Origin of the sequence: Geofilum rhodophaeum (assembly GCF_002210225.1) — a bacterium.
In the GTDB taxonomy this organism is placed as follows: domain Bacteria; phylum Bacteroidota; class Bacteroidia; order Bacteroidales; family Marinilabiliaceae; genus Geofilum; species Geofilum rhodophaeum.
The window spans coordinates 107,282-120,359 of record NZ_MWUJ01000004.1 but is presented as its reverse complement, the minus strand read 5'-3'; the positions used below and the strand labels follow the sequence as shown (position 1 = coordinate 120,359).

Sequence of the window (13,078 nt, the reverse complement as noted above, 5' to 3'; positions counted from 1 at the left end):
AAGATTGTGTTAGGCCTGTGTGGGCAAATTGTTTATTTTTGTGTACTTACCAAATTGTGCAATCCCTCAAAAACAAATAGTCTATGAAAAAAATTATTGTAGTGTTGGTGTGCTGCCTGCTGCTTGGCTCAGGAATACGTGCAGCCGAGCAGGAGTTGCCCGTTTCCTCGCCTTCGGGGCGGCTCGAATTGGTGGTGAAGGTGGATCAGGGTGTTGCGTGGACTCTGTATTACGACCAGGAGGTCGTTAGTAGTTCGCCCGGTATGGAGATCGAGCTCGAGGAATACGGCGTTCTGGGTCAGCAAGTCCGCCTAAAAACAATTCAGCTGCAAAATCACCAAAATCTGGTGAACAGTCCCTTTTATAAGAAGGACGAGATCGAGGAAGTTTACAATGAATTGCGGCTCGACTTTAGGGGCAATTACAGTGTGGTATTTCGTGTGTACGATCAGGGTATGGCTTATCGCTTCGAGACCAACTTAAAGGGAGAAGTAAAGGTTATGAGCGAAACGCTTGCTTTCGACTTCCCAAAGGCCGACAAGGCCTGGGTGCCCTACATCCGGGAGAGTATTTATCGTTATCAGGCCTCTCATGAGAGTCCCTATACGGTGCAATCCCTTGAGGAGATGTATGCCGACTCGCTCGTTATTCTTCCCTTTTTGGTGGAGCAGAAAAGTGGGGTTAAGGTGGTGATTACCGAAGCCGATTTGGAAGATTATCCCGGATTTTTCCTGAAAGTGAATGCTGCGCGCAATGGTTTTGTAGGGGAGTTGAGTCCTTATCCGCTGGAAGAGGAGCCCGGGGGGCACAACAATTTGCAATCGATCGTGACCCGCTATGCCGATTACCTGGCTGTAACCAGTGGAAAGCGCAGCTACCCCTGGCGTGTTTTCGCCGTTTCAGGCAACGATGCCGAACTGCTCAACAACGACCTGGTGTATCTCTTGGCTGCCCCTTCGAGGATAGCCGACACTTCTTGGATTAAGCCTGGAAAGGTGGCCTGGGACTGGTGGAACGACTGGAACATTTCGGGCGTGGATTTTGAGGCCGGCATCAATACCGAGACTTACAAACATTACATTGATTTTGCCGCTGAGTACGGCATCGAGTATGTGATATTGGACGAAGGCTGGTCGGAGAGCACGGATTTGCTTAAGATTGTCCCCGAAATTGACTTGCCGGCCATTATAGACCATGCCCAGGCCAAGGGGGTGGACATTGTGCTTTGGGCCGGTTGGGCACCGCTGCGCAAGCAAATGGATGAAGTTTTTGCGACCTACTCGGCCATGGGGGTGAAGGGTTATAAGATCGATTTTATGAACCGCGACGATCAGCCGGTGGTTAATTTTTACTACGAAGCGGCCCAAAAAGCTGCGGAATATAAGCAGTTTGTCGATTTTCATGGCGCCTATAAGCCTACGGGTTTACATAGGACCTATCCCAATGTGCTGACCTACGAAGGGGTTTTTGGTCTGGAGCAGGTTAAGTGGACCGAGTATACCGATTTTCCTACCTACGATGTAACGGCGCCCTTTATCCGGATGTTGGCGGGCCCCATGGATTATACGCCCGGTGCCATGCGCAACGCCAATCGCTTCAATTGGCGCGCCATACACAGCAATCCCGTGAGTCAGGGTACCCGCTGTCACCAATTGGCTATGTATGTAGTGTTTGAGTCGCCCTTCAGCATGCTGGCCGACAAGCCCACGGCCTATCAGCGTGAAGCCGAATCTACTGCTTTTGTTGCAGCCATTCCTACCGTGTTTGACGCCACGGTGGCGCTGGATGCCAAGCTGGGCGAGTATTTGCTGATGGCGAGACAAAAGGACGACAATTGGTATTTGGGGGGAATGACCAATTGGGATGGGCGCGACCTGAAGGTGGATTTTTCTTTTTTGCCAGAGGGACAATTTGAGGCGGAAATCTTTCGGGACGGCATCAACGCCTACCGCGAGGCCACCGACTATGTGCGCGAGGTGGTTCGGGTGGACCGAAACACTCAAATGGATATTCATATGGCGTCGGGTGGCGGTTGGGCCGCCATTGTGAGACCGCTGAGCCAGGAAAGATAAAATTCTACAGCGATAGGGTATATAAAAAGAGGCGATTCCAGACTTTTGAGATCGTCTCTTTTTTGTTTGAAGTGGGGTGGGGTGTGAGGAGGAGTTTTGTGTTTAATGAGTTGTTAGATAGTGTTTTGTTTGTTTTGTTGAAAATGCCCAGATGAGGTTTTTGTGAGTTTTTAGAGAGCTTAAAGTGAAGGTTGTTATTAGGTTTCGTTAACAGTTGCTGCGTAATTTTGACACCGATGACGCAAACTATGTCTTTTCACACCTGACATTTAAACCTGTCCGCTCAGGCGGACAGGCTTTTGCAAAAACTAAAACCTTTAACTTTAGCAGTATGAAAAATTACCGATGGCTTTTTTCCAGCCTTTTGCTGATTTGGACCTTTGGCGCTCAGGCTCAGTACCAACTTGTTTGGGAAGAAGATTTTGAGGGCACAAGTCTCCATACCGATGTTTGGAACTACGAGACCGGTGTGGGCGTTTGGAATACCGGAGCCAATGCCGAATTGCAACACTACCGGGCCGAAAATGTGGCCGTGGGGCCCGATGGAGAAGGCAACTCCGCACTGATTATTACCGCCCGCCGTGAAAATTTCAACGGTTACGATTTTACCTCGGGCCGCATTCAAACCCGCGGAAAAGTGGGGGTGAAATATGGGAAAATTGAAGCACGCATAAAATTACCCGTGCTGGAAAACGGTCTTTGGCCTGCCTTTTGGATGCTCGGCACCCAAAACGGATGGCCCGCCAGTGGAGAAATAGACATTCTGGAAGCCGGGCACGCCGAGGGTATTGCCAACAGTCAGCAGGATCGGACGCTCAACGGCGCCCTGCACTGGCAGCACGAAGGAAATTACGCCGGCTATGGTCCCCAATGGACCGCACCCGAGGGTACTAATTTGTACGATTACAATACCTTTACCCTTATCTGGACCCCAAGTACCATCCAGATGTTTTTGAACGATCTGGAGACTCCCTATTTTGAGATGGATATCAGCGGGACCGATGCGGAAGAGTTTCGCGACTGGCCCCATTATTTTGTTCTTAATCTGGCAGTTGGCGGTTCTTTCCCAGGGATTACCAATCCCACAGCCATTACGGCCCCCTTTCCTGCACAAATGTTTGTCGATTACATCAGGGTTTATCAACGAGAAGGCGAGGGCGAACTGCTGGTGAGTCCCCCCACTACCCCGCCCACAGGAGAGACTTTCGGAATTTTTACCGAGCATCCGAATATCGCTGAGCACTTTGTATTAGATGACTTGGTTACTACCCTGCAAATATGGGAAGGATCTCTTCAGCCCCTGGAAGACGCTCCTTTATATGAAGGGGCAGAAGCGCTGGTCTTTAGGGCTCCGGCGGCCCGCACCTGGTTTGGCTTTGGGCTGAATGCGGCCAACGGGCTTGATTTGTCGCATTTCGCAGGGGGCTACCTGCATCTGGCCCTGCGTACCTCCTCGTCCGACAATTTCTGGATAGGTCTTGGCGATCACAATGGAAAAGAAGGCCGCATTGCCTTCAATTACGGATCCGATCCTTTTGGTTTTCAACGCAATGGTACCTGGCAGCGGATCAGTATTCCCGTAGCCCATTTGTTGGGAGGAGGCTTGGATATGAGTAACTTGTCAAACGTTTTTATGCTCGGCGGCGAAGGGGCTGTGGCTGATTTGCTGCTCGACGATGTGTATTTCAGTACTTCGGCCAGCGTACTGGAACATCCGGCTTTGAATGGCGACAGAGATGCTCCTTTGGTGCTTCCTGAGAATAAAATCGAGGCCGATCATTACGGCATTTATACCGAGAATCCCAATGTCGCTGCCTCCCTGCTCATTGACGACCTTGATGGACACATCTACATTTGGGAGAATACTTTGCGCGCACTCACTACCAAACCTTACGATGGGGAAGAAGTGCTGGCTTTTGCGTCGCAGGGGAGTGCCGGTTGGTGGGGTTTTGGCGTACACGACGATGAGGCAGCTGATCTGTCACATTTTGCCGACGGCTACCTGCATTTTTCAGTTAAAAGTGCTTCAACTGAGAGCTTTCGGATTGAAATCTCGGGTGCCAATGGCTCCAAGGGGCATGTGGACTTCCTTGCAGGGAATGATCCCTCTGGTTTTGTCCGGGATGGTGTTTGGCACCAGGTTGGTTTTCCGCTCGCCTCTCTGGTGGCAGATGGCCTGGATTTGTCGGCCGTGCCCGTACCCTTTGCGGTAACACAGGCCGGCAGCAGTACAAGTATTGGCGATGTTGCTTTTGACGATATTGTTTACTCTCTGCATGCTGAGGCACCAGTCAACACCAACCTGTATCAGGGCGGGGACGAAGAGGAGCCGGAACCGGATCGTTGGGCCATGTGGACCGGTGACGGGGGCGTGGCTCAGGTGGTGTACGGGGGCGACCAGGAGGCGGCCGTTAGCATTGCGGAGGCGGGTTGGGCCGATCATTCGGTGCAATTGTTTATTGATGGCTTGACCTTGCCCGATGGCGATTATCTGTTGACTTTTAAGGCTAAGGCGTTGGATGATAGAAATATAAATGTGAATGTTGGCAAAGGCTTGGAGGCTGATCCCTGGTTTGTTGCCTTTATGGATCAGGAGACTTTTGCTTTGACTACTCAGTGGCAGTCCTTTTCCCACACCTTTACCAAGCATAATGCCTATAACGATGGCAAGCTGGTGTTTGAAATGGGTGATATACCGGGCAGTACGACCTTAAAAACAAGCGTTTTTTTGGATGAAGTACTTTTGACTCCGCTTGTTCCGACGTCTTTTGCTGCTGCGGAGGTGTTGGAGGGTAAGGTGCTGCGTAATCCGGTAAAGGATGTTCTGGAAGTTCAGTGTGCGCCCGATCAGCAGCTTGAGCTGTACAATATTCATGGACAATTGGTGCGTTGGCAGCTTTCTGTAGGTTCTGTAAGTGTATTGCCTGTTGGGGATCTTCCACGTGGACTTTATGTTTTGCATGTGGCCGGAGTGGCGCATAAGGTGGTATTGCACTAGTTTCCAGCTTTGTTTGGATGATATATTAAAAGTCGGCCCCTGGCCGGCTTTTGTTTGTTAATAATTATTAATTTAGGGACACTTCAAGCAATTTTTTTAGGGTTCGATATGGAATGTAGGCGAATGCGGTATTTTTTGTGGGTGTGGCTTTTGTTGATCAACAGCTGTTTTTCTGTTGTTCGGGCCGATGTGCCCTTATTTGGTCTTCCTGAGGTCGAGTGGTACAACCGTCGGCATTATAAGGGCGGGACCCAAAATTGGGCTGTGAGTCAGTCGCCCCATGGGCTTCTTTATGTGGCCAACAACGATGGGGTATTGGAGTACGATGGTTCCTTTTGGCGCAAATTGCCCCAGTCGGTCCCCGTTATCAGTCGCTCGGTGCTGGCCGAAAAAGAACTGGTCTATATGGGCGCCTACAACGAACTGGGTTTCTATGCATTCAATGGGGAAAACGACTGGCGTTATGCTTCTTTGCGCCACCATATCCCCGTGGAGGATGTGGGAGATGTTTGGAAGATTCTTGTTTTTGGAGAAGAGGTGGTTTTTCAGGCCGATAAGGGCCTGGCCTTTTTACGCGGGAAGGATTCGCTGCGGTGGGTACCTGCTGCAACACGCATCACCAGAGCGTTTCTGGTAAAAGAGCGTTTGTTTGTTTCGGATGAAAATGCTGGCTTAATGGAGTATGTTGACGGCCAACTTAAGACGGTAAAGGGGGGAGAAGATTTCAGTGGGGTAAGTATTGGTGCTTTGTTTGACCTGGGTGACGAAGGGATTTTGGTGGGGACCATAACCGAGGGGCTTTATCTGTGGGACGAAGAAGGCTTTAGGTCGTGGCAGACGCCGGTGTCGGATTTGCTGAATCGGTCCAACGTTTTTTGTGGCGCCAGCTACGGCCAGGATGAGTTGGTTTTTGGAACGATTCAATCGGGCGTGGTGGTTAGCGATCGCAAAGGAAATATTCGGGCCTTGGTGGATAAAGACCGTGGCTTGAGCAACAATACGGTTCTGAGTCTCGAAATTGACCAGGAGGGCAATATTTGGGCTGGTCTTGACAACGGTATTGCACGTATAGCGTACCACTCGACCATTAGTTTTTTGCAGGGCTACTACGATATTGGCACGGGCTACGCAGCTGCTTTTACCGACGAGCAGGTTTATTTGGGAACCAATCAGTCCTTGTACCGGGTGGACAAAAAGGATTTTGTTGATCCGGTGAAGGATCGCAGTTATTTTAAGCGCATTGAAGGTACTGCCGGACAGGTTTGGTCGCTGTTTGAGGACGAGGATGGCGCCTTGTTGTGCGGCCACAATTCCGGCGTTTTTGCTGTTAGGGAAAGTCAGGCCACTTTAATTACCCCTCCCAGTGTGGTGGGTGCCTGGATTTTCAGGTATTTGCCCGGGCGTAGTGACCGTTTGCTGGTGGGGGCCTATAATGGTTTCTTTCTGTTGGAGAAAAGGCAGGGGCAATGGCATTTTTTGAAGACGCTGGAAGGTTTTAGCCGTTCGGCAAGATTTATGGAGTGGGCACCGGACGGCAGTCTGTGGGTTACGCATGGCTATTTGGGGGCTTTTCGTGTTTATTTTGATTCCGAATATGAAACCATTAAACGAGTAGAAGCCTACAACGACGTAAAAGGTTTGGATAAGGACTTAGCTTTGAATGTCAGTAAGGTCAGAGGGGAGTTGGTATTTAGTTCGCTCAAAGGGGTTTTTGGTTACGACGAAGGTACGGAGAGCTTTTACCGCCACCACATCAACAGTTATTTTTTGGAGGAGGGCTTTCCTTCCTTTTTGAAGGAGGACGACAAACACAACCTTTGGTTTTTTAATGCCCGGGGTGCCGGGGTTTTGCGGCGAATGGAGGACGGCTCCTTTGTGAGGCAATCGGCGCCTTTTTATCCGATGAATGGCCGTCTGGTCAACGGTTTTGAGTATTTGTATGTGGTGGACAGCAATAATGCTTTGTTTGGCGTGGAGGATGGCTTTGCCCATTACACGGTAAATTCGGCCAAGGAGTTTGCTGCTCCTTTTAATGTTCATCTGCGTGGTTTTCGTAACCTGCAGGAGGGCCCTGCTTATTTTGTCTCTACTTCGTTGGTCGCTTCTGATCCTGTTCCCGAATGGTCTTTCTCGAACAATGCCTTTGAGGTGAGTTACTCCGCCACCTATTTTGAGAAGTCGGGTGTTCGCTATGCCACTTTTATAGAAGGTTTTGATCAGGGTTGGAGTGCGTGGACCGATGGCCAAAGTCGGCAATTTACCAACCTTAGGGAGGGCAGCTATATTTTTCATGTTAAGGCCCGTAACGTTTATGGTGTAGAGAGTCCCGTCCTTAGTTTTGCTTTTAAGATAAGCCCTCCCTGGTACCGCACCATTCTGGCCAGAGTCGTTTATGTAATTCTGATGTTGCTGTTGGCCTGGGGTGCCTGGTATTTAATGGGCTATTTAATGGCACGGAGCCGTCAAATGGCCACGGAGCGTCAGAAGGAACACTTCCGAATTAAGGAGGAACAATTGAAAAATGAAGCTCTGGAGAAGGAGAAGGAAATGATTCGCTTGCGCAATGAAAAATTGCGTAACGAAATGGTGTTTAAGGAGAAAGAGCTGGCCAACTCAACCATGGGCATCATTCAAAAGAATGAGTTTTTGGTCTCCCTGAAGGAGGATTTATTGAAAGCTGCTGGCTTGAAGGAGGGAGCCGGTTTGCAACGGCGTATTCATGAGCTGGTGCGTCGTATCGATAAAGACATCGATAACGATGCGCACTGGGAGGTGTTTGAGTTACACCTGGAGCAGGTGCATGCCGATTTTTTGAAGCGTTTGCGGGAGCGCTTTCCCGATTTGTCGTCACGCGAGCAAAAGCTCTGTGCCTATTTGCGTATGGACATGGCCTCCAAGGAAATTTCATCGCTGATGAACATCAGTGTTCGTGCGGTAGAAAACAATCGATATAAGTTGCGGCAAAAACTTGGATTGGAGGGAAAGGACAATCTGTCGGATTTTATCATGAGTATTTAAGTTTTTACTTGGGATACAAAAGGGTCGAACAAGCAGCGCATGCACTGCTTGTCCGACCTTTTTGTTAATAAGCGTAAAGCAGATTAAAGGTAAAAAGCCGGACGCAGTTTATGCTGAGTGAGGCGGTTCGTGGCTTTAGTTCTTGATTAGTTGATTGTATTTAAGGTCTTTATGTTTTGCTGAATGAGGTTTTTGTGAGGTGCGAAATGATGTTTAAGTGAAGCTGGTTTTTAGTGTTCGTTAACAATTGGGATTAGTTTTGCCTCAGTGTTTTAGTTTTTTAAACCTTTAAGTTTTCACACCAACCAATCAAATTTGTTTTATGAAAAGAACACTAGGTATTTTGTTGTTTATCCTGACGACTGCCGTGATGGTGGCTCAACAGGTGAATGTTACCGGGCGGGTGACTGCCCGGTCCGACGGAAGTCCCATACCCGGCGTAAGTGTGGTTCAGCAGGGAACCAGTATGGGTACCATAACGGATATCGACGGGCACTATTCCTTGTCTGCCGACATGGGCGCCACGCTTATTTTTTCCTTTATAGGAATGGATTCTCGTGAGGTGGTGGTCAACAGTTCCGAAGTCAACATAGAGATGGAGGAAAGCTGGACCGATCTGGACGAGGTGATTGTAGTGGGTTACGGTGTGCAGAAGCGGAGTGTAGTCACTGCTGCCATCAGCAGCGTGAGTGCCGAAGATCTGAACAATGCCAAGCCTTCACGCATCGAAGATGTTTTGAAAGGCAAAGTCTCCGGCGTGCAAATTACCCAAAGCTCGGGTCAGCCCGGTGCCGATTCCAAAGTGCGCATCAGGGGTATTGGAACGGTCAACAACAGTGAGCCACTCTATATCGTCGACGGAATGGCTGTCGATGGCGGTATTTCCTACCTGAATCCCACCGACATCCAGTCGGTCGAGATTCTTAAGGACGCAGCATCTGCTGCTGTTTATGGTGCACGTGCCGCAAACGGCGTGGTGCTGGTCACCACCAAGTCCGGCACCAAAGGCAAAGCCACCGTGAGTTACGATTTCTCCTATGGCTGGCAAAATCCATGGAAAAAGCGCGAGGTGTTGAATGCCCGGGAGTACATGATAGTTATGAATGAGGCCCTGGCCAACGACGGACAAACACCGCGCTATACTGCCGAACAGGTTGCTGCCGCCGGTAAGGGAACCGACTGGCAGGATGAAACCTTCAATTACAATGCCCCTGTAGAAAATCACCAGTTCAGCGTGCAAGGAGGCAATGAGGAAGGTTCTTACTTCTTATCTTTTGGCTACTACAACCAGGAAGGGATTGTTGGTGGCAATTACGGCAAATCCAATTACGAGCGTTACAGCATCAGGGCCAACAACAACTACACCGTTTTTGAGGCCGACGACCGCAGCTTTTTAAATAAAGTCCGCGTGGGCATCAATGCCGGCTATTCGCGCGATAAGTCCTCCAGCATCGAGACCAATACCGAGTACGGTTCTGTTTTGGGTAGTGCCTTGGCCTTTAATCCCCTGGTGCCGGTTTATGCCGAGGATCCGCAGGCCGTTTTGGCCGATTACCCCCATGCGGTAAGCGATGCCAACGGAAAAGTATTCTCTTTGCCGCCTGCAGGTTTTCAGGAAATAGCCAACCCTGTGGCCATGCTGCATGCGCCTCAAAACGGTTACGGCAATTCCGACAAGTTTGTCTCCACTTTTTGGGGTGAACTGGATGTGCTGCCCAACCTGAAATTCAAGAGCAGTTACGGGGTTGACCTGGCTTTTTGGGGCAACGATGGTTATACTTTTGAGCACTTTTTGGCCAGTCAGGGTAAAAATCACACCCAAAGTCACGTCTATTCGAACATGCACCGCGGGTTCCGCTGGCAGTTAGAGAACACCCTGAGCTACAGTGTTAGTCTGAACGAGGCCCACAACATTACTGCCCTGTTGGGACAGTCGGCCATGGAATACACCCTTCGCGAGTTGTGGGGCGACGATTACGACCTTTTGGAAAACGATCCTTCCAAAGCCAACATCAACTACGCCATTGCCGATCGTGCATTGGAGCGTGTGGCCGGGGGCACAGGTGGTTACAGTTCGGTAACCCTGGCTTCTTATTTCGGTCGCATCGACTACAACTTCCGTGAGAAGTACATGTTTCAGGCCACGGTGCGTCGCGATGGTTCGTCACGCTTCGGAGCGAACAACAAATGGGGCGTTTTTCCGTCCTTCTCGGCCGGTTGGAACATTACCAATGAAAGCTTTATGGAGGGCCGTCCCGAATTTATCGATCATTTACGTATCCGGGGAAGTTGGGGTATAAATGGTAATGAGCGCATTGGTGAGTTCCGCTATACTTCCCTGATGGATGGTGGACAAAACTATTATTTTGGTGCCGGGGACGACATGGCCATGCAATACGGTGCCAGTCCCTCAAAGCTGCCGAATCCCGACATTAAATGGGAAGAGACCGAGCAGATTAACCTGGGTTTTGAGGCCCGTTTGTGGCGCAGCGCGCTGACTTTTGGTTTCGATTATTTCAAGAAGACCACCTCCGGGATGCTGATGGATCAGCCCATTCCCCGTTATGTGGGTAAGGGGGCGCCAATGGCCAATGCGGGAGAAATGGAAAACTCCGGTCTGGAGTTTGAACTGGGTTTTAAAAACAATATTGGAGAGTTTTCATATTACATCAATGGCAACGCTTCCCTGCTCAACAACAAACTGATAAAGTTGGGTAATGAGTCGGGCGAAGCCATCTATGAAAATGCCGGTGCGTCGGGTGTTGGTCCCTACATTAAAGGCCAAAACGGTGAGGTGTACCCTTTCTTTTACGGTTATAAGACGGATGGAATTCTGCAAAATCAGGCCGAAGCCAATGCCTATAATGCCGCTTACGATAAGAAAGCGCAACCCGGAGATGTGCGCTTTGTGGATGTTGACGGCAACGATGTTATTGACGACAACGACCGCGTGAAAATTGGAAAAGGGATGCCCGATTGGACCTTCGGACTGAATCTGGGCGGCGATTGGAAAAACTTTGATTTGAATGCTTTCTTTCAGGGAAGTCTGGGCAACGATGTGTTCGATTTTTCTACCCGTGGGGACATTCCTGCCATGAATCGTCCGGCCTGGATTCTGGATCGCTGGACCGGTGAAGGGACTTCCAATACACTGCCGAGGTTGACCAATGCCAATCCCAATGGCAACTGGGCTTCGTCCGATTTGTACGTCAAAGATGGGTCTTACCTGCGTCTGAAAAATCTGCAACTGGGTTACACCCTTCCTGCCACCATCAGTCAAAGGGTTTCTATTTCCAAACTCAGATTGTATGTAGCGGGGGAGAATCTGTTGACCCTTACCGGTTACGATGGTTTTGATCCTGAATTGGCATCCGGAGATTATTTTACCATTGGTGTGGACAAGGGTATTTATCCTCAGGCGCGTACCATTTCTTTTGGCGCCAACATTACTTTCTAATTCAAAAAACAGAACACCATGAAAAGATACCTAAATACAGTGCTCATTGTTGCTCTGCTGGGGTTTTCGGCCTGCAACGATGACTTTTTAACCATCCAGCCTACGGAGTCGCAGGAGGCCGGAGGGCCTGCTACCGAAGGGGCCATAATGGCCAACCTGACTTCTGCTTATCAAATTTTGTTGTTCGACAGTTATGCCGACAACAATTACAACAGTTTGTTTTTTGTTTCTGATTTGCGCGGCGACGACGTGTTTAAAGGCGGGGGAGATGCCGGCGACCAGGCCATGCTGTACCGCTTGTCGCAGCTCGACGCTACACCGACTGAGGTGCCCGAAGGTTTGTGGACCATATACTACAGTGGCATTGCCCGGGCCAACGCGACCTTGATTTCCTGTGAGAATGCCGTGGGCATGGATGAAGACCGTTTGGCCGAATTGAAGTCCGAAGCCCTCTTTTTAAGGGCCTACTATTTACATTGGTTGTGGAAGTTTTGGGGCAATATCCCCTTCTTCACCGAAGACTTACCGGCCCCCTATATGGCCAAGCAGTACCAGGCCGATGAAATCTACGATTTCATCATGGCCGATTTGGATGAGCTGATTGCGCTGGAGGCACTGCCCATGCGTGCCGAAGCCGGAAACGACGGTCGTGCCACCCTGGCTGCCGCCTACATGCTGAAAGCGCGCGTGGTCATGTACCAAAAAGAGGAGGCCCGCTATCCTGAGGTCTTGGCCGAGATGAATGAGATTGTGAGCAGTGAGGCCTATGAGCTGGTCGATTTTGCTTCGATATGGCCCCGTGAGGGAGAATTTTGCGACGAATCCATCTTTGAAGTGAATCACCTGCCGGGTGAGTACGGCGGCAAGACCTGGGATTCGGGCTGGCACGGCTATGGAACCAACCTTCCGGCTTTTATCTCGCCCAACGAATTGAAAGACGATGAGGTGTTTAAAGGTGGATGGGGCTTTGGTCCGGTAAGACCTGCTGCCTATGAAATTTTTGAGGCCAACGATGCCCGTCGTGATGCTTCCATCAACGTTTTTGAGGAAGGTACTTACGTCTCCCGTTTTCAGAATACCGGCATGTTTATGGCCAAGTATGCTGCACGGATAGGTTACAACGAACCGCCCGGTGATGTTGATTTGAACTACGAGAACAACCTGCGTATTTTCCGCTTGGCAGAGACCTACCTGAACATTGCCGAATTGATTGCGATACATGGCGTGGCTCCCGGCGAAGGATTGACGGCCCAGGACGCCTTGAATGCTGTGAGGACCAGAGCCGGCGTTCCTTCTATTCCCGCCAATGTGGAGAACATTAAGCTCGAGCGACGCAGAGAGTTTGTAGGTGAGGGGATGCGCTTTTGGGATTTGGTTCGTTGGGGCGATGCACAGGTCCTGACCGAAAACCTTCCGGAATACGCTTCGGTACGTACCTGGGCGCCCGAGAAGAAGTACCTGCCCATTCCGCAGTCGGAGATCGACCGGACCGAAGGCGAATTCAAATTGGAACAGAATGCCTACTAGGCTGCA

5 protein-coding genes are annotated in these 13,078 nt (G+C 50.1%); all 5 read left to right on the top strand.

The features are described 5' to 3' along the window. The first annotated feature begins 83 nt into the window (after positions 1–83). The 5 genes from B4W65_RS05635 to B4W65_RS05615 all read left to right on the top strand — a co-directional run bounded on the left by B4W65_RS05635 (position 84) and on the right by B4W65_RS05615 (position 13,072). Positions 84–2,072, top strand: coding sequence for a glycoside hydrolase family 97 protein (locus tag B4W65_RS05635; RefSeq protein ID WP_088654150.1), 1,989 nt, complete (start codon positions 84–86; stop codon positions 2,070–2,072). Between the two features lie 331 nt (positions 2,073–2,403). Further along, positions 2,404–5,070 carry a family 16 glycosylhydrolase gene (locus B4W65_RS05630; protein ID WP_088654149.1) on the top strand — a complete coding sequence of 889 codons (2,667 nt, stop codon included), beginning with the start codon at positions 2,404–2,406 and terminating at the stop codon, positions 5,068–5,070. A gap of 123 nt (positions 5,071–5,193) precedes the next feature. Next, positions 5,194–8,088 carry a triple tyrosine motif-containing protein gene (locus B4W65_RS05625; RefSeq protein WP_158522783.1) on the top strand — a complete coding sequence of 965 codons (2,895 nt, stop codon included), beginning with the start codon at positions 5,194–5,196 and terminating at the stop codon, positions 8,086–8,088. 322 nt (positions 8,089–8,410) lie between these two features. Next, positions 8,411–11,545, top strand: a complete 3,135-nt coding sequence (locus tag B4W65_RS05620; RefSeq protein ID WP_088654147.1) for a SusC/RagA family TonB-linked outer membrane protein — start codon at positions 8,411–8,413, stop codon at positions 11,543–11,545. Between the two features lie 18 nt (positions 11,546–11,563). Beyond that, positions 11,564–13,072, top strand: coding sequence for a RagB/SusD family nutrient uptake outer membrane protein (locus B4W65_RS05615; protein ID WP_088654146.1), 1,509 nt, complete (start codon positions 11,564–11,566; stop codon positions 13,070–13,072). Positions 13,073–13,078: the final 6 nt, after the last annotated feature.

What these genes read in the sequence shown, in the direction of transcription:
- B4W65_RS05615 (WP_088654146.1), top strand. Translation starts at nt 11,564, where the DNA reads ATGAAAAGATACCTAAATACAGTGCTCATTGTTGCTCTGCTGGGGTTT.
- B4W65_RS05620 (WP_088654147.1), top strand. Translation starts at nt 8,411, where the DNA reads ATGAAAAGAACACTAGGTATTTTGTTGTTTATCCTGACGACTGCCGTG.
- B4W65_RS05630 (WP_088654149.1), top strand. Translation starts at nt 2,404, where the DNA reads ATGAAAAATTACCGATGGCTTTTTTCCAGCCTTTTGCTGATTTGGACC.
- B4W65_RS05635 (WP_088654150.1), top strand. Translation starts at nt 84, where the DNA reads ATGAAAAAAATTATTGTAGTGTTGGTGTGCTGCCTGCTGCTTGGCTCA.
- B4W65_RS05625 (WP_158522783.1), top strand. Translation starts at nt 5,194, where the DNA reads ATGCGGTATTTTTTGTGGGTGTGGCTTTTGTTGATCAACAGCTGTTTT.